Genomic DNA, 18051 nt, shown 5'->3' with positions numbered 1-18051 from the left:
TACCGAGGAAATACACCATGAGTCTTTTGAACGTCGGCTCGCGCGCACTGCTGGCCAACCAGGCAGCCATCCAGACGGCTGGCAACAACATCGCCAACGTCAACACCACAGGCTATTCGCGCCAGAACGTGGTGCTGGCCACCATGCCAGGCCAGCTCACTGGGGGCGGCTACATCGGCAAAGGTGTGGACATCCAGACCGTGCTGCGCAACCACAGCGACCTGCTCACCCGCCAGGCCAACGCGGCGGCGGCCACCGATGCAGGCGACAGCGCCCGCCTGGAGCGCCTCAAGCAATTGCAAGACGTGTTCAGCGGCGGCGCTGCCGGGCTGGGCTCGGCCATCAACGACATGATGAACGCGTTCTCGGACGTGGTCAGCTCGCCCACCGACCTGACCGCGCGCGGCGTGGTGCTGACCCGCATCGACGAAACCGCCCGGCGCATGCGCGACGGCGCTGGCCGCATCGAAGAGATTGAACTGGCCGTGGCCGAGCAGCTCAAGGGCGCCGTGAACGTGGTGAACAACCTGGCGCGCGACCTGGCCCAGGTGAACCAGGAGATCGTGCGCGCCCGGGGCAATGGCCAAGCGCCCAACGACCTGCTTGACCGCCGCGACCAGCTCACGCGCGAGATCAACAAATATGTGCAGACCACCCAGGTGGCTGCGGACGATGGCTCGGTGAGCGTGTTTGTGGGTGCCAGCCAGCCGCTGGTGCTGGGTGGCACGGCGGCATCACTGGCCATTGGCGACCCGCAAGACTTTGGCTCGGGCAGCGGCCAAAAAAAGCTGCTGTTCATCCCGGCCAATGCCACTGCGGCGCAGGCCATCGAAATGAACGACAGCATGCTCGGCGGTGGCCAGGTGGCGGGCCTGCTGCGCTTTCAGAACGGCGATCTGGCCGAAGGCCGCAACCTGCTGGGCCGCATGGCCGTGGCCATCAGCGAAGCGCTCAATAGCCAAAACAAACTGGGCCTGACGCTGGACGGCAAGCCCGGCGAGAACCTGTTCAAAACCATCACGCTGGCCAACGCCGTGCCGGGCAACAAAAACACGTCCGGCGCCAAGATGGGCGTGGAAGTGGCCGATGCCAGCAAGCTGCAAGCTTCCAGCTACAGCTTCACTTTCACGGGCGCTGACTCGGGCACCGTGACGCGCCAGTCCGATGGCAAGATTTTTCCCTTCGCCAACATGGGCGAACTCAACGCCCTCATGCTGGGCCAGGGACTGCGACTGACAGACGGTGCCGCCCCTCCCGCCACACCGGGCGCTTTTGCTGGCGCTACCGACAAAGACCAATTCCTGCTCACCCCCCTGCAAGGCGTGGCCAGCCAGATGCAGTCGGTGCAATCGTCACCACGCCAACTGGCTGCGGCCAACCCCGTCAATGCCAAGATGGGCGCGGCCAACGATGGCTCGCTGCAATTGGTCAGCCTCAAGGCCACTGGAAAAACATGGGATGCGGCGCTGGGCCAAGTGGTCAACACGGGCGCCTTGACGCTGCCACCCTCGCCGGTTCCACCGGCCACGGGCGCAGGTGTCACGCTCACGTTCAACACCACCGCAGCAGGCACCACATTCACCTTGGCGGGCAACACTGCGACCCCCATCGACATGTCGGCCACGCCGCCCAAAGAGATGACGGCGCCCTACGAATACATCCCGGGCAAGCGCATCAGCATCGACGGCTGGGAAATCACCCTGCAAGGCTCGCCCAAAACGGGCGACACCGTCACCGTAGGCAACGCTGCTGACCCACAGTACGGCGACTTCTACCAGCGCGATGCCGGCAACGCCAGTGCGCTAATGGCCCTGCGCGACGCCAAGATGTTCGACGGCGCCTCGCTGGCCGACGGTTTTGCCGGTGCCATGGCCCAGGTGGGCACGCGCACGCAAAGCGCAAAGTTTGCTGCCACGCTGTCATCCACCATCGCCGCCAACCTGGAGCGCGAGCGCGCCGCCGTCTCGGGCGTGAACCTGGACGAAGAGGCCGCCCGCCTGATCCAGTACCAACAGGCCTACCAGGCCTCGGCCAAGATGATCCAGATCGCGCAGAACATCTTTGACAACCTGATCCAGAGCGTTGGCCGCTAAAGCCGCCGCCGCAGCACCCACCCGGAGTCCGCCATGAGCAACACCCTCTACCGCCTCGGCACAGCCAGCCAGTACGACAGCGCACTGCGCAACATCAGCCAGCGCCAGACCGACCTGTCCAATCTGCAAGAGAACCTGACCTCGGGCAAGCGCGTGGTGCGGGCCAGCGACGACCCGGTGGGCGCCGCCCAGGCCGAACGCGCGCTCACCCGCCTCTCGCGCATCCAGACCGAGCAGCGCGCGCTTGACCAGCAACGCAACTCGATTGCCCAGGCCGAATCCTCGCTGGGCGACGCCGTCAAGCTGGGCCAGGACATCCGCGAGCTGCTGGTATCGGCAGGCAATGCCAGCCAGGTGCCCAGCGACCGGCGCACCACGGCCAACCAGCTGCAAAGCCTGCGCGACCAGCTGTTCACCATCGCCAGCCGCAAAGACACCAACGGCCAGCCGCTGTTCAGTGCCCTGGGCAGTGCGCTGTCGCCGCTGCTGGGGCCACAGTCGGCCACGTTTGACTACCAGTTCAATGGTTTGGCTGGGCAGGCCGCCGCCGGAGAGGCCAGCATTCCGCTGGTGCTCGATGGCGATGCCGCCTTCAGTTTCCAGCCCCAACGCGATGGCGCCTACCACGCGGGCATCAGCAATGCCGCCGTACCGCCCAACCCCCTCAATGGCCGGCAATTGATTGCCAGCGCCGTGACAGCGGTCAACGCCGCCGATGTGCAGCTCGATGCCAACGGCAACGGCAACACCTACCAGGTCGTTTTCAAGAACGCCGGGCCAGGTGCCAGCCCCAACACCAGCACCGTCACCTACAACATCATCAACACCACGACGGGGGTGAGTTCGCCCGACGTGGTCGTGCCGGACTTTCCCAACGACAAGCCCCTGAAAATCGAGATTTCAGAAGCCACCACGCCCGGCGCTTTTGTTCCGGGCCTGAAGTTCAGCATCACCGCCACGCCCACCAAGGCGGTGGACGGCACCGTAACCCTCTCGCCCGCCAACGGCGACACCATCACCCTCGAGCCCAGCAGCAGCATCTTCAGCGTGCTGGACCGCGCCATTGCCGAGATCGGCAGTGCCAACAACAGCAATGCCGCTGTGCAGGCCGTGGGCCAGGCGCTGGGCAACCTGGACAAGGGGCTGGACCGCATCCACAACGTGCGCGGCTACGCGGGCGAGTTGCTCAACCGGGCTGACCGCATCACGGGCGACCAGAGCCAGCGCTCCATCCAGCTCGAAGATGACCGCAAGCGCGCCGAAGACCTCGATATGATCCAGGGCTTCTCCGACTTCCAGAACCAGCAAGTCGGCTACGAGGCAGCACTGAAGTCCTACTCTATGGTGCAGAAGCTGTCCCTGTTCAACTACATCGCCTGATTTTTCGCCATGGTGCAATCCGTTCTGGGCAGCCTCACACTGGGTTACCGCGCACTGTGGGGCCGCTCGCGCGCGTTGGCAGGCGTGCAGTTGTACGTGGCCCAGGCCGATGCCAGCGCGGCGGTGGATACCCCGCACCTGCTGCGCACGCTGCGCGAAATGTGGGGCGAACATTCACCGCCCCTGCTGCTGTCGCCGCAATCGCGCCAGCTGCTGCTGGACTTGCTGCAATACGCCCAACCCGGCGGCCCCGATATTGAAGTGCGCGGCCAGTGGCTGGCAGGCTCAGAAATTTTCAGCATGGTGCGCGCAGCCCATGCGCGCGGCCTGCGCCTGGTCTGGCGCGGCGACCTGACCGACCTGCCCGAACAGGACGTGGCCCGCTGCTTCAGCCACAGCCTGCTGAGCCTGCAACCCGAGGTGGCCCTCGCCGCCCTGCGCGCGGGCGCCCAGCGCAGCCCCGTGCTGCCCGGGCAGATGTACGAGGGCATTGCCAGCCGCACCGTGATGGCGCACTGCCTGGACCAGCGCAATGCGCTGTCGCTGGCTGGCTGGCCCACCGAAGACGTGCTCTACAGCCTGCGCCACGAAACGCCCCAGCCCGGCCACGCCACCATCTACAAGCTGATGAAGGCAATTGACGCCGAGCAGTCGCTGGAGATTTTTGAAGACATCCTGGCCGAAGACCCGCTGCTGGCCTACCGCTTCATGACCTACACCAACTCGGCCGCGCTGGGCCTGCGCACGGGCATCGACTCGCTGCGCCGGGGGTTGGTGATGATGGGCTATGGCTCCATCCAGCGCTGGCTGGGCGACCAGCTGCCCCACGCCAGCACCGAGCCCGATTTGCAGCCCGTGTACCAGTCCATGGTGCTGCGCGCGCGCGTCACCGAGCGGCTGCTGGACGCGGGCGTCGAGAACGAGCTGCGCCGCGAGATTTACCTGTGCGGCCTGTTCTCGCAGCTCGACTTGCTGCTGCGCGAGCCACTGAGCAACATCTTGCTGCGCCTGCCGCTGTCCGAGCGCATCCACGACGCCGCCGTGCTGCACACCGGCCCCTACGCGCCCAGCCTGCAACTGGCCTGCGCGCTGGAGAGCGATGACGCCAGCGCCGTGCGCCAGCTGTGCGAAGAGCACGAGCTGCGCGCCGAAGACGTCAACCGCGCCCTGCTGCGCGCGCTGGCCGACCTGCACGTGGCCCGCCTGCAAAGGTAAGCAGCGCCCGGCCCGGCGGTTTTGTCCCCGGCATCAGCGCGAACGGCTCTGCGCCACCACGCGCTGGAACACGCGCCAGAACGCCGCATCCTGCGTGGTCGTGAAGTTGATGCGCATCAGCGTGCACGGCTGGCGGCTGGCATGGAACAGCGCGCCGGGCGCCAGCAGATAGCCCTCGTCCAACATGCGCTGGGCCAGCATGTCGGTGTCCACGCCCGTCTCCACCCAGCCGAACATGCCTGCGGGCTCGGCGGCAAAGCTGCAACCGGCCTCCAGCGCCAGCTGCACGCTGCGGGCACGCGCCTGGGCCAGGCGCAGGCGCATGCGCTCGGCGTGGCGGCGCAGTTGGCCTTGGTCTATGCACAGTGCCAGCGCTTTTTCCAGAATGGACGGCGTGGTCAGCGTGGACAGCAGCTTGGTATCGAGCAGGCGCTCGACCAGATCGGGCGGTGCGGCCAGGTAGCCCACGCGCCAGTTGGGTGCCAGGATTTTGGCAAACCCGCTGACGTAGATGGTGCGGCGCAGGCCATCGAGCGCCGTCAGGCGCGTGGCATGGACCGGGGCCAGGTGGCTGTAGGTGTCGTCCTCAACGATGTGGAAATCGTGCTGCTGGGCCAATTGCAGCACCTGGTGCGCGCTGCCCGGCGTCAGGCAGTAGCCCGTGGGGTTGTGCAGCACGCTCACACTCACGAACAGCTTGGGCGCGTACACCTCGCAGTAGCGCGCCATCACGTCCAGGTCGGGCCCCTGGGGGCCACGCGGCACCGGCAGCACGCGCGCGCCCAGGGCATCGAGCCGGGCAAACTCCACCGACCAGCCCGGCTCCTCCACCATCACCGGGTCGCCCGCCTTGAGCAAGGTGCGGCTGACGATGTCCAACGCGTGCGTGGCGCCCACCGTGGTCATGATGTGCGCGGGGCGGGCGGGCACATTCAGCTCGGCCAGGCGGCGCGCCAGCACGTTGCGCAGGTCGGCATCGCCCAGGGGCTCGCCGTAGCTCAGGGAGCCGTCTTGCAGCGCGCGGCTGCCCGTGACCTTGCGCACGGCGGCAGGCATGAAGCGCGCCTCTTGCAGCCACTGCGGCGGAAACACCCCAGCGCCGGGCTGGGGCTTGCTGGAGGCCTGGTGGAACATGCCCCGGATCAGCGCCGTGGCGTTGATGTGTGAGCCCGAGGGCAGCGGCCCTGCCTCTGCCGCAGCGGGGGCGCCCTCAGATGCTATGTTTTCAGTAGCTGCTTGCGCTTGCCCCGCAAGGGCTGGAGGCGTTTTTTGCCCTATATCGCGGACATAAAAGCCCCGCTGGCGGCGCGCCTCGACCAGGCCCTGGGCCAGCAACTGATCGTAGGCGGCCACCACGGTGTAGGGGCTCACGCCCTGCTGGCGCGCGCATTCGCGCACCGAGGGCAGGCGCGCGCCTACGGGCAGCAAGCGGGCGCGGATGCGCTCGGCAAAGCGCTCGGCCAGTTGTTCGGTCAGGGTGCGGTGGGCGGTGCGGGTGAGCATGGCGGGGCAGGTGGTGGGCGGCAAAGGGGCTGCGCAACTGTGCCGATGCAGGCACCAGCACAGTGGGTGTGATTGTCAGAAAAACTGTACTGCCACTGTAGCGGAATCGCCCCTACAGTGGCCCGGTACTTCACCTTTTCTGAGCGCCCCACTCCATGCCTTTTGTCGAATTCACCGCCCTGCTGGCACTGGCCACGGCCATGAGCTTCACGCCCGGCCCCAACACCACGCTCTCGACCGCGCTGGCCGCCAACCGGGGGCTGCGCCCCGCCATGCGCTTTGTCTGCGCCGTGCCCGTGGGCTGGACGGCGCTGCTGCTGCTGTGCGCGGGCGGCGTGGGCGCCGTGGTGGTGGCGGTGCCGGCGCTGCGCTGGGGCATCAAGGCCGTGGGCATTGCCTACCTGCTGTGGCTGGCCTTCAAGCTCAGCGGTAGCAGCCGCCTGAGCGAGGCCGACGCCGCGCGGCTGAACGTGGGCTTCTGGCAGGGCGCGGCGCTGCAATTCGTCAACATCAAAGCCTGGCTGCTGGCGCTGACCATCGTGGCCGGCTGGGTGGCCGGGCGCGAAGACAGCCTGCAACGCCTGGCCGTGGTGCTGCCGGTGATGGTGGTGTTTGCCTTCTCCAGCAACCTGACCTATGCCGCCGTCGGTGCGCTCTTGCGCCAGTGGCTGGCGCAGGGACAGCGCCTGCTGTGGTTCAACCGCGCCATGGCGCTGGTGCTGGTGGCCACCGCCGCCTGGATGGCGCTGGCCTGAGCCTGGGCCATTTCACCGCCCCGCTCACCCGTTCAACCGCTCACCCGTTCGTTTCGTTCGCTCTGTTTCCTCCGCTGTCCTGCCATTTCTTGTCCCCATTCACTGCCTGCTGCCACACCATGACTGCCTCTTCCACCACTTCCTCTGTCCGCCCCACCAGCCCCCCGCGCATGTCCGCCGAAGTGCGTGGCCTGGCGCTGGGCTTGCTGGGTGTCGCCATTTTTGCCGTCACGCTGCCAATGACCCGGCTGGCCGTGGGCACGCCCGAAGCGCCCGGCATGTCGGGCGTGTTCGTGGCCATGGGGCGCGCGGCGCTGGCCGGCGTGCTGTCGGCGCTGCTGCTGCTGGCGCAGCGCGCCCCCTGGCCAGCGCGCAGCGACTGGCCAGCGCTGGCCCTCACGGCGATGGGCGTGGTGTTCGGTTTTCCGCTGCTGACCTCCATCGCCATGCGCTATGTCAGCGGCGTACACGCCAGCGTGCTCGTCGGTGTGCTGCCGCTGGCCACCGCTGCCGTGGGGGCGCTCTTGCACCGCCAGCGCCCGTCTGCCGGGTTCTGGGCCTGCGCGCTGCTGGGCACGGGGCTGGTGGTGCTGTTTGCGCTGCTGCAATCGGGTGGCACGGGGCTGTCGCTGCACCTGGCCGACATGCTGCTGCTGGCCGCAATGGCCTGCGGCGCCATGGGCTATGCCTATGGCGGTCGGCTGTCGCAGCGCATGCGCGCAGACCGCGTGATCTGCTGGGCGCTGGTGCTGTCGCTGCCCCTGTCGCTGCCGCTGGCCGCGCTGACGTGGCCCGCAGCGCCGCAAAGCACCGCCGCCTGGGGTGCGCTGGGCTATGTAGCCGTGTTTTCGATGTGGCTGGGCTTTTTTGCCTGGTACCGGGGCCTGGCGCTGGGCGGCACGGTGCGCGTCAGCCAGGTGCAACTGGTGCAGCCTTTTCTGGGCATGCTGGTAGCGGTGCCGCTGCTGGGCGAACGGCTTGATGCCATGAGCGTGGGCTTTGGCCTGGCCGTAATGGCCACGGTGCTGATCGGGCGGCGCATGCCGGTGCGCGCACCCACCGCAGCGCACTGAATGCCCCTGGCCACAACCCGTCCGAGTCGCCCCGCAGCACCCGCCTGCGCCGCACAATCGCCCCCCTTTCCCCTTTTTTTGCGCCAGAACTTCTGGCGCCCCCACCCTGGAGTGCAATTGGCATGACGAACTGGACCCTGGCGGCACGCGCCGCCAAGATGAACCCCTCCGCAATCCGCGAAATCCTCAAGCTCACTGACAAGCCCGGCATCATCAGCCTGGCCGGTGGCCTGCCCGCGCCGCAGACCTTTCCGCTCGACGCCTTCACCGCCGCCTGCAACACCGTCATGGCGCGCGACGGCGCCGCCGCCCTGCAATACGCCACCAGCGAAGGCTTTGCGCCGCTGCGGCGCGCCGTGGCCGACATGCTGCCCTGGGCCGTGGACCCCGACCAGGTGCTGATCACCACCGGCTCGCAGCAGGCGCTGGACTTGATCGGCAAGGTGCTGCTGGACAAAGACAGCCGCATGCTGGTCGAAACCCCCACCTACCTGGGCGCGCTGCAAGCCTTTGCACCGCAGGAGCCCATCGCCGTGGGCGTGGCCAGCGACGACGACGGCATCCTGGTGGACGACTTTGCCGCCAAGGCAGGCACCGGCGCCGACAAAGCCCGCCTGGCCTACGTGCTGCCCAACTTCCAGAATCCCACGGGCCGCACCATGACCGAAGCGCGCCGCGCCGCGCTGGTGGCCAAGGCCGCCGAGCTGGGCATTCCGCTGATCGAGGACAACCCCTACGGCGAGCTGTGGTTTGGCGAAGCCCCGCCCGCCCCCCTGACGGCGCGCAACCCCGACGGCTGCATCTACATGGGCTCGTTCTCCAAGGTGCTGGCGCCGGGCCTGCGCATCGGCTTTCTGGTGGCGCCCAAGGCCATCTACCCCAAGCTGCTGCAGGCCAAGCAGGCCGCTGACCTGCACACGCCGGGCTTCAACCAGCGCGTGGTGGCTGAAGTGATTCAGGGCGACTTTCTGGCGCGCCACGTGCCCACCATCCGCGCCCTCTACCAGCGCCAGCGCGACACCATGCTGGCTGCGCTAGAGCGCGAAATGGCGGGCCTGGATGTGACCTGGACACGCCCGGCGGGCGGCATGTTCCTGTGGCTGCGCCTGCCTGCGGGCATGGACGCCCAGGCCCTGCTGCCCACTGCCGTAGAGCGCAACGTGGCCTTTGTGCCCGGCGCACCGTTTTACGCCACCGAGGCCGACGCGCGCACCCTGCGCCTGTCGTACGTGACGGCATCGAGCGCGCAGATCGACACCGCCATCGCCGCGCTGGCCGAGGCCATCCGCGCCCAGGCCCAGGGGTAAAGCCATGCGCCTGCGCCCCTTCCAACAGGTGGACGTGTTCACCGCCACCGCCTACCGTGGCAACCCGCTGGCCGTGGTGCTCGATGGCAGCGGCCTGAGCACCGAGGCCATGCAGCAGTTCACCGACTGGACGAACCTGTCGGAGGCCACCTTTGTGCTGCCGCCCACGCCCGAGGGGCGCGCCACCGGGGCCGACTACCGCGTGCGCATCTTCTGCCCCGGGCGCGAGCTGCCCTTTGCCGGCCACCCCACGCTGGGCACCTGCCATGCCTGGCTGCAAACGGGCGGCCAGCCCCAGGTGGCGGGCCGGGTGGTGCAGGAATGCGGTGTGGGCCTGGTCACGCTGCGGCGCGACGGCGAGCGGCTGGCCTTTGCCGCGCCCCCGTTGATCCAAAGCGGCCCGCTGCCCGAAGCCGATGTGCAGCTGATTGCACGCGGCCTGGGCGTGGCGCGCAGCGACGTGGTGGCCCACGCCTGGTGCGACAACGGCCCGCGCTGGCGCGGCGTGCTGCTGCGCAGTGCCGCGCAGGTGCTGGCGCTGCAACCCGACGGCGCCGTGCTGGCCGGGCTGGACGTGGGCGTGGTGGGGCCGCGCGGCAAGGTCGGCGTGGTGGGCGCCACCGATGCGGCCACCGACTCGGCCACCGGCGATGAAGCCATCGCCTTCGAGGTACGCGCCTTTCTGCCCGGCCACAGCGGCCTGATGGAAGACCCCGTGACCGGCAGCCTCAACGCCGCGCTGGCGCAGTGGCTCATCGGCGCCGGTCTGGCCCCTGCGCGCTACATCGCCAGCCAGGGCACCGCCCTGGGCCGCGCCGGGCGCGTGCATGTGCAGCAGGACGGCGCCGACATCTGGGTGGGCGGCCACACCGCCACCTGCATCAGCGGCACCGTGCGGCTGTAAAAAACAAGCCAAAACTGCCTTGAACGCGCACGCAGCAAGCGCTACCAGCTATCAAAACAGGAGTTTATCCATGCCCCTTCCCACCCTGGCCGACATCGAAGCCGCCGCCCACGTCGTGTACCGCGACTTTGCCGCCACGCCGCAATACCGCTGGGCACTGCTGAGCGAACGCCTGGGCACCGACTGCTGGCTCAAGCACGAGAACCACACGCCCGTGGGCGCATTCAAGATTCGCGGTGGGCTGACCTACTTTGACCAGCTCGCCCAGCGCGGTGCGCTGCCGCGCGAAGTGGTCAGCGCCACGCGCGGCAACCACGGCCAGAGCATGGGCTGGGCCGCGCGCCGCCACGCCGTAGCCTGCACCATCGTCGTGCCGCGCGGCAACTCCACCGAAAAGAACGCCGCCATGCGCGCCCTGGGCGTCACCCTGGTCGAGCACGGCGACGATTTCCAGGCCGCGCGCGAGCACGCCATGCAGCTGGCCCAGGAGCGCGGCGCGCACATGGTGCCCAGCTTCCACCCCGACTTGCTGCGCGGCGTGGCCACCTATTGGTGGGAGTTTTTGCGCGCCGTGCCGCAGCTCGATGTGGTGTATGTGCCCATCGGCCAGGGCTCGGGCGCGTGCGCGGCCATTGCCGCCAAGCAGGCGCTGCAACACCCCGTGCGCGTGGTGGGCGTGGTCAGCAGCCATGCCACCACCTACGCCGACTCCATCGCAGCGGGCCGCGTGGTCGAGGCCCCCGTCAGCACCGAGCTGGCCGACGGCATGGCCTGCCGCGTGGCCGACCAGGCAGCGCTCCACATCCTGGCGCCGCACCTCGATCACCTGGTGCAGGTCAGCGATGCCGAGGTGGCCGCCGCCATGCGCGCCATTTACACCGACACGCACAACCTGGCCGAAGGCGCGGGTGCTGCCGCGCTGGCGGCGGCGCTGCAAGAGCGCGACGCGCTGCGCGGCCAGGCCGTGGGGCTGGCGCTCACGGGGGGCAATGTCGATGCGGGCGTGTTTGCGCAGGTTCTGGCCACCGGCTGATACCGCGCGCCCACCCTACCCCTGCGCAGGCCGCGCGACCACGGTGGACAAGGGCAGCTGGTGCAGCTCTTGCAGCAGTTGCACCAGCGCCTGCGCAGCGGCATCGACCACGCTGCGGCCTTTGTCCGCGCTGGCGGCAGCGGCGTTGCCCACGGCGCCTGCGCTGTGGTAGTCCTGCATGGCCCAGCCCATCTTGGCGCTTTTGCCGTTGCCCAGCAGGGCGTAGCGCTCGGCGCGGTCTTGCGAGGTGGAGCGGAAGTTTTGTGCCTGCGCCATGCACACGGTCTGGGGTGCCAGGTGCAGCATCATCGACGTTTCAATCTCGCCGCCGTGGATGCCAAAGCGGTGTTCCTCGGCACTGAACTGGCCCGCCACCGCCTCGGGCAGCGGCAGGCTGAACCAGCTGGCGCTGTAGACCAGCAGGCCGCAGCGCTGGCGCAGCTCGCGCGCCACGATGTCCATCACGCTGACCTGGCCGCCGTGGCCGTTGAGCAGCAGCAGCTTTTGGATGCCCGCGCGGGCCACGCACTGGCCCAGCTCCGTCCACAGCGCGATCAGCGTGGCGGGCGTGAGCGTGAGCGTGCCGGCAAAAGCGGTGTGCTCGGTGCTCAGGCCCACCACCTGCGGCGGCAAAAACAGCACGGGCAGCTCTGCGGGCAGCCGGGGCAGGGCAGCGTCGATCACGCCCTGGAGCAGCGTGGCGTCCACCGACAGCGGCAGGTGCGGCCCGTGCTGCTCGATGGCGGCCACGGGCAGCACGGCCACGATGTCGGCAGCCGCACCACTGGCCTGCCAGCGGGCAAAGTCGCGCGTGCTGCACTCGGCCCAGAAGCGCGTGGGCAAGGGCGCAGGCGCGGCGCTGGCAGGCGCAGCAGGGGATGGCGCGTTGGCAGCAGCCTGGGCAGGGGCGGCAACAAGGGCAGCAGAAGCGGCAAAAGCCGCAGGGGCGGGCGGTGCAGTGGTCATGGCGACGATGGTAGTAGGCCGCGCGCCACTACCATCGCCGGAACCAAAGCCGCCCCCCGCGCTCCCACCTTGCGACCATGCAGCCACACTCCACCTCCTTCTTTGCACGCCTTCTGGGCGCTCTTTTTTTTATAGCTGCTTGCGCCCTGTCCACGGGCGCCAGGGCACAATTTGGCACCAACCCGGCCCCAGCCACCGGCAGCGTGGTCAGCACGCCCCATGTGCGCGCCGAACTCATCGCCCATGCGCCCGAGGGCGTGGCGCCGGGCCAGCCGGTGTGGCTGGGCTTGCAGCTCACGCACCAGCCGCACTGGCACACCTATTGGAAAAACCCCGGCGACTCGGGCCTGCCCACGGCCCTGAACTGGCAGCTGCCTGCCGGTCTGGACGTGGGCGAGGTGGCCTGGCCAGTGCCGCAAAAAATTCGCGTCGGCACGTTGGCCAATTACGGCTACGAGGGCCAGGTGCTGCTGGCCGTGCCGCTGCAAGTGTCGGGCGCGTTCAAGCCGCCGCTGGTGGGCAGTGCCGCGCAAACGCTGGAAGTGCGCCTGCACGCCACTTGGCTGGTGTGCCGCGTCGAGTGCATCCCCGAAGAAGGCAGTTTTGTGCTGCAACTGCCCCTGCGCGGCTCCACGGCGCTGCACGGTACAGCGTTTGCCCAGAGTCTGGCGGCCCAACCACAGGCGCTGCCAGGCGAGGGCACCGTGCGCGCCGAGGGCGATCGCCTGCACATCCGCGTGACCGGCCTGCCCGCTGCGGCGCGCGGCCAGATGCTGGAGCTGCTGCCCGAAACCCCCGCCGTGCTGCTGCACGCGGCAGAAGCGGGCAAAGACTGGACGCAAACCTGGCAAGGCGATGTCTGGACGGCCACTGTGCCGCTCTCGCCCGAGCGCGGTGACAGCACGGCCACCTTGCCGCTGGTGCTGGCGCTGGCCGATGGCGCCGCGTCCACGGCCAGCACGGACACGCAGGCCAGCGCGCGCGCCTGGCGCACCGTGGCCACCGTGACCGCACCGTGGACGCAGGCCGCCCCGCGCGCCGAGGTATCGCCCGCGCTGGCCGCTGCGCTGGCGGCCAACCAGGCCGCAGCGCAGGCGGCACAGGCCGGGGCCACGTCCACGGCGCTGCCCGGCGCCAGTGCCTCGGCCAGTGGCTTGCTGGCGGCGCTGCTGGGCGGGCTGATCGGCGGGCTGCTGCTCAACCTCATGCCCTGCGTGTTTCCGGTGCTGGCCATCAAGGTGATCGGCTTTGCCCGCCACGGCAGCCACCGGCGCGCCCACCGGCTGGCGGGCCTGGCCTATACCGCAGGCGTGGTGCTGTCGTTTGTGGCGCTGGGCGGTTTGCTGCTGGCGCTGCGCGCAGCGGGCGAGCAGCTGGGCTGGGGCTTTCAGCTGCAATCGCCTGGGGTGGTGGCAGCGCTGGCGGCGCTGTTCACGCTGCTGGGGCTGAATCTGGCGGGGGTGTTCGAGTTTGGCCAGTTTGCCCCCGGGCGCCTGGCCACGTTGCAGGCCCGCCACCCGGCGGCCGATGCTTTCTTGTCGGGCATGCTGGCCGTGGCCATTGCCTCGCCCTGCACGGCGCCGTTCATGGGCGCATCGCTGGGCTTTGCCATCGAGATGCCCGCCGTGCAGGCGCTGGCCGTGTTTGCTGCGCTGGGCGTGGGCATGGCCCTGCCCTACTTGGCGGCCAGCTGGCTGCCCGGTGTGGCGCGCGCACTGCCGCGCCCGGGGCCGTGGATGGCCACCTTCCGCCACGCCATGGCGTTTCCGATGTTTGCCACGGTGGTCTGGCTGGTCTGGGTGCTGGGCCAGCAAAGCGGCATCGATGGCGCCAGTGCGCTGCTGGCGCTGCTGGTGGCGGGCAGCGCGGTGGTGTGGTCGCTCACGCTGCGCGGGCGCGCACGCTGGGCGATTGCTTCTGTATTGATAGCATTCAGCGCATGGCTGGCGGGCGCTATCGGCCAAAACATCACCCAACCCGCAGAGCAGGCCCTGCTGGCCACAGCGCCCGGCACGGATGCAGGCACCAGCGCAGGTAACGGCGCAGGCAGCGACCGCAGTATCGGCACAGGCACTGGCAGCCACAGCGGCACGGGCACGGACGGCCCCAGCCCCGCCAGCGCCCGCTGGCAACCGTGGTCGGCGGGGCGCGTGGCCGATCTGCTGGCGGACGGCCAGCCGGTGTTTGTCGATTTCACCGCCGCCTGGTGCGTGACCTGCCAATACAACAAGCGCACCACGCTGGCCGATGCCGACGTGCTGGCCCGCTTTGCCACGCACCGCGTCGCTTTGCTGCGCGCCGACTGGACGCGCCGCGATCCGGCCATCACGGCCGCGCTGGCGCAGCTGGGGCGCAGCGGCGTGCCGGTGTATGTGCTCTACGCCCCAGGCCGTGCACCCGTGGTGATGACCGAAATCATCCACCCCGGCGATGTGTACAAGGCGCTGGCGGCGCTGTAACCTGCACCGGCCAGCCGCCCACCCGCGCGCTGGCCGCACCGCCGCGTGGCCAGCGCGCCCCAGCGCCCCGGCGCCCCTTGCTGCGCACGGCCTCTGCTCGGCCTGTGCGCGTTTTTCCACCGCTGTTTTCATCCCCACCATGCCCCACACCAGCCCCGATACCGACACGCAAGCCATCCTGCACAGCCTGCGCGACTGCCGCACCATCGCCGTCGTCGGCCTCTCGCCCAAGGCGCACCGCGACAGCCACCATGTGGCCGAGTACCTGCAACAGCAGGGCTACCGCATCGTGCCCGTCAACCCACAGGCCACGGAGATTTTGGGTGAGCGCTGCTGGCCCTCGCTGACCGAAGCGGCGCAGCACGAGCGCATCGACATGGTGGACGTGTTCCGCAACAGCGCCGATGTGCCGCCCATTGCCGACGAGGCCATCGCCATCGGCGCGCGCGCGCTGTGGTTGCAACTGGGCGTGCGCCACGACGAGGCCGCCGCGCGCGCCCGCGCCGCCGGGCTGCTGGTGGTGCAAGAGCGCTGCACGCTGGTAGAGCACCGGCGGCTGCAAGCGGCCGGGCAACTGCCGGACGCCTGATTGCCGCACAACGTCAATCCTTGAGCGCAGGCTGCTGCGGCAGCAACTGGGTGTAGCCACGCACCAGCCAGACCAGGCGCTCAAACACCGTGGTGGCACCGAACAGCGCCGCCAGCGTGGTCTGGCTGGCGTGGGCGGCTTCTTGCAGCGCTTTCTGGCGCAACTGGCTCATGGTGTCAGAGCGGTCGCTGGCCAGCGCCTGCAACAGTGCCAAGTCCTGGGCGGCGCAGGTCTGGGCACCATCGTGCAGGGTCAGCAGCAAAAAGTGCATGGCCTCGCCCATGCGCTGCACCACAGCCTGCACCGGCCCTCCAACGCTGTCCAGCGCGCGGGTGGCTTGCAGGCTTTCATCGAGCTGCACCAGGCCATCGCGCAGGTCGTGCAGCAAGCGGTTGCGGGCCTGCAAGTTCAGCATCCGGTCCAGCCCCTGCCTATCCTGGCCGTTGTGCATCAGCACGGCCAAAAACTCATCGACCTTGCCCGCCACCGCGCGGTCGCCCACGCGCACGGCCACTGGGGCCACACCGCGCGCGGCGTCGATGTGGCTGAGGTAATCGGGCAAATGGCCCAGCAGCCGCAGCTGCTCTTTCTCGACCAGATCGAGGGCGGTTTCGGCGTCGTCCAGCGCCTGCTCATACAGGTACTGGGGCTGGGACAAGGTCTCTTGCACGCTGGGCGGCGAGAGCTGGTGCAGCCAGCGCACCAGCCGCTGGCCCAGCACCGTCACGGCCAGGGCGCCCACCACCTGGTAAAGCAAAAAGACCCAGGCCGCTTGCAGCGACACCTGCTCCGACACCTGGCGCACCAAGGCCAACACCAGCGGCACGCCCAGGGCGTGCTCCAGCACCAGCAGCAGCACCATCAACAGAGCCGCAATCAATTTGAAACCGATTTGCAGCAGCGCCAACTGGCGGCCTGTGCCGTGCAGGTTGGTCGTCATCAGCCACAGGCTGGCCGCCGACCCCGCACCAGCGCCGTAAATGACGATGGCGGTTTGCTCCATGCTGAGCAGGCCGATGTGCGTCATGGCCACGGCAATCACCGACACGGTGGCAGACGATTGCAGCACCAGCGTGATGGCCGCCCCCGCCAAAAACAACAGCACCCCGTACTGGCCCGCCAGTTGCAGCCACAAGCGCACCTCTTGCAGCTCGCGCAGGGGCGCCGCCCCGTTCTTGATGAACTGCAAGCCCAAAAACAGCAGGGCAATGCCCAGCAAAGCCCCGGCAGGGTGGCGCCAGCGGCTGGATTTTTCTACATCCAGGTAAAAGGCCAGCCCCACGCCACCCAGCAGCAACAGCACCGGGATGTGGATATCCACCGTGGCCACCAGCACCAGCGCCGAGGTACCCACATTGGCCCAGGTGACGATGGGGATGGCCTGGCGCACGCTGATCAACCCCGCCGCGTTCATGCTGGTGAGGATGAAGGTAACGGCATTGGTGCTCTGGGTCAGCGCACCGGCCACCACGCCCAGCAGCACACTCTGCCAGGGCCGCGCCACGGCCCGCGCCACCAGCAAGCGAAAACCGCGTCCTGACATCTGCTTGAAATGGCTGCCAATGAATTTGACGCCGACAAAAAACAGCCCCAGGCCGGCCAGCATGGCGCTGATCATCTCTGCCAGCATGGAGCACCTTGCAGAAGGGAGCAGACATAGAAAGGCGGCCGCACACAGGGGCGGCGCCGCGCAAGAAGGTGGCAGTGCATCCGAGAAAAAACGGCTGGCGAGGAGAAAAAAGCAGGTGGCCTGCGACAGCGTTCTATGTAACCGCGCTGTGTGTCAGTGGCGTGTCAACGGCTTTCGCCCTGCTGGCGCGCCACGGCCTGCCCCGAGCACACCAACGACACCCGTTGCAGGAGAAACATCTCCAGCGCCGGACTCAGGAAGAAGCCCACTTCCCAGGGGTTCTTCAGGATGAAGGAGCGGCGCACCTGCTCAAACAACGGGCAGCTGGCGGGCACCTGGTGGGCCTGCATTTCCATGATGGTGTAGTTCCATTCAATGGACTGCTCGAAGGTGAACTTGGCGCGCTCGTCAATCGTGAAAAAACAGCGCGGGTCGCGCCGCAGCTGCTGCACCTTGAAGCTGTCGGGCATGGAAATCAAAAACACGTCGTCTTGCGCCGTGGACAAGAACGCCAGCACCGTGGTGTGCGGCTGGCCCTGCGCCAGGGTGGTGAGCACGCCCACCTTGTTGTCATTGTCTTTGGGCTCCACGGGCGGGATGCTGTGCAGGGGGCTCAGGGGCAGGGCGCGTTCGGGGCGGCTGTCGGCGGGAAAGGCATAGCCCGGCGCCGTGAACCCATCGACCACCTTCACGCCGTGGATGAGCGCGTATTCCAGCGGCTCCAGCAGCACCCAGTTGTCTTCGGCGGCCAGCACCCGGCCTTTGTAGGAGGTGCGGTACACGCGCAGTTCGGCGTCCAGCTCATCGATGCCGGTGCGGTTGTCCAGGTGTACCGTTACCAGCGAACCCAGCGCCAGCGCGTGGCCGCGCGGGATAAAAATCTGGAGCTGGTTATTGCGTTTGGGATAGACCACGCCAATGTGGTGCACCACCCCGGTGCTTTGGTAGCTGGCCACAATGCCCAGCAGTTGTTCGTTCAGGTAGTCGCGCAAGGCCATGGTGCTCTCCGGTAGGGGCTGCGCCAGGGGGCGGCGAAGCGGCTGGAGCATCTTAGAACGTGTTCAAAGTCTTCCGGGATCATGAGAAGCTCGGGAAATGAGAAAGAGCTATCCAAGCGACATCAGCCATACACAATTCGAAGTCA

General features: G+C 68.3%; 14 protein-coding genes. 10 read left to right on the top strand and 4 right to left on the bottom strand.

The features are described 5' to 3' along the window. The first annotated feature begins 17 nt into the window (after positions 1 to 17). Genes flgK through EV674_RS14590 form a run of 3 tightly spaced genes read left to right on the top strand, consistent with a single transcriptional unit; the run spans position 18 to position 4688 of the window. A complete protein-coding gene (gene flgK / locus EV674_RS14600) occupies positions 18 to 2093 on the top strand; it encodes a flagellar hook-associated protein FlgK (protein WP_119014131.1) in 2076 nt (691 codons plus the stop codon). Positions 2094 to 2126: 33 nt separating this feature from the next. Then, complete coding sequence (flgL, locus tag EV674_RS14595; protein ID WP_119014130.1) at positions 2127 to 3473, top strand: flagellar hook-associated protein FlgL; 1347 nt, start codon at positions 2127 to 2129, stop codon at positions 3471 to 3473. A 9-nt stretch (positions 3474 to 3482) separates the two neighbouring features. Continuing rightward, positions 3483 to 4688 carry an HDOD domain-containing protein gene (locus tag EV674_RS14590; protein ID WP_119014129.1) on the top strand — a complete coding sequence of 402 codons (1206 nt, stop codon included), beginning with the start codon at positions 3483 to 3485 and terminating at the stop codon, positions 4686 to 4688. Positions 4689 to 4721: 33 nt separating this feature from the next. On the opposite strand, the gene EV674_RS14585 is transcribed toward EV674_RS14590, so the two are convergent. Next, positions 4722 to 6191, bottom strand: coding sequence for an aminotransferase-like domain-containing protein (locus tag EV674_RS14585; RefSeq protein ID WP_119014128.1), 1470 nt, complete (start codon positions 6189 to 6191; stop codon positions 4722 to 4724). Between the two features lie 155 nt (positions 6192 to 6346). On the opposite strand from EV674_RS14585, the gene EV674_RS14580 reads away from it, so the two are divergent. The 5 genes from EV674_RS14580 (at position 6347) to EV674_RS14560 (ending at position 11263) form a co-directional block, all read left to right on the top strand. Beyond that, positions 6347 to 6946 carry a LysE family translocator gene (locus EV674_RS14580; protein WP_119014127.1) on the top strand — a complete coding sequence of 200 codons (600 nt, stop codon included), beginning with the start codon at positions 6347 to 6349 and terminating at the stop codon, positions 6944 to 6946. Between the two features lie 119 nt (positions 6947 to 7065). Next, positions 7066 to 8019 (top strand): DMT family transporter, encoded by a 954-nt coding sequence (locus EV674_RS14575; RefSeq protein WP_374761693.1) that lies wholly within the window; start codon positions 7066 to 7068, stop codon positions 8017 to 8019. A 122-nt stretch (positions 8020 to 8141) separates the two neighbouring features. Next, entirely contained in the window at positions 8142 to 9326 is a 1185-nt protein-coding gene (locus EV674_RS14570) for an aminotransferase-like domain-containing protein (protein WP_119014126.1), read from the top strand. Positions 9327 to 9330: 4 nt separating this feature from the next. Then, positions 9331 to 10230: a PhzF family phenazine biosynthesis protein gene (locus tag EV674_RS14565; protein ID WP_119014125.1), complete on the top strand. Its 900-nt coding sequence runs from the start codon at positions 9331 to 9333 to the stop codon at positions 10228 to 10230. Positions 10231 to 10300: 70 nt separating this feature from the next. After that, the gene (locus EV674_RS14560; RefSeq protein ID WP_119014124.1) at positions 10301 to 11263 is read left to right on the top strand and encodes a threonine dehydratase; all 963 of its coding nucleotides are present in this window, start codon (positions 10301 to 10303) and stop codon (positions 11261 to 11263) included. 15 nt (positions 11264 to 11278) lie between these two features. Here the strand turns inward: EV674_RS14560 and EV674_RS14555 are convergent, their stop codons facing one another. Continuing rightward, the gene (locus EV674_RS14555; RefSeq protein WP_119014123.1) at positions 11279 to 12229 is read right to left on the bottom strand and encodes a creatininase family protein; all 951 of its coding nucleotides are present in this window, start codon (positions 12227 to 12229) and stop codon (positions 11279 to 11281) included. 77 nt (positions 12230 to 12306) lie between these two features. Between EV674_RS14555 and EV674_RS14550 the strand changes: the two genes are divergently transcribed. Both EV674_RS14550 and EV674_RS14545 read left to right on the top strand, forming a co-directional pair. After that, positions 12307 to 14688: a protein-disulfide reductase DsbD family protein gene (locus tag EV674_RS14550; protein WP_119014122.1), complete on the top strand. Its 2382-nt coding sequence runs from the start codon at positions 12307 to 12309 to the stop codon at positions 14686 to 14688. 139 nt (positions 14689 to 14827) lie between these two features. Next, positions 14828 to 15277: a CoA-binding protein gene (locus EV674_RS14545; RefSeq protein ID WP_119014121.1), complete on the top strand. Its 450-nt coding sequence runs from the start codon at positions 14828 to 14830 to the stop codon at positions 15275 to 15277. Between the two features lie 13 nt (positions 15278 to 15290). Here EV674_RS14545 and EV674_RS14540 read toward each other — a convergent pair whose 3' ends face one another. Together EV674_RS14540 and EV674_RS14535 are read right to left on the bottom strand one after the other, a co-directional pair. Further along, positions 15291 to 16907 (bottom strand): Na/Pi symporter, encoded by a 1617-nt coding sequence (locus EV674_RS14540; protein ID WP_119014120.1) that lies wholly within the window; start codon positions 16905 to 16907, stop codon positions 15291 to 15293. Positions 16908 to 17071: 164 nt separating this feature from the next. Further along, positions 17072 to 17905, bottom strand: a complete 834-nt coding sequence (locus EV674_RS14535; RefSeq protein ID WP_119014119.1) for a pyridoxamine 5'-phosphate oxidase family protein — start codon at positions 17903 to 17905, stop codon at positions 17072 to 17074. Positions 17906 to 18051 lie beyond the last annotated feature (146 nt).

Origin of the sequence: Simplicispira metamorpha (assembly GCF_004341365.1) — a bacterium.
GTDB lineage: Bacteria > Pseudomonadota > Gammaproteobacteria > Burkholderiales > Burkholderiaceae_C > Simplicispira > Simplicispira metamorpha.
This window is presented reverse-complemented; position numbering and strand designations above follow the sequence as displayed.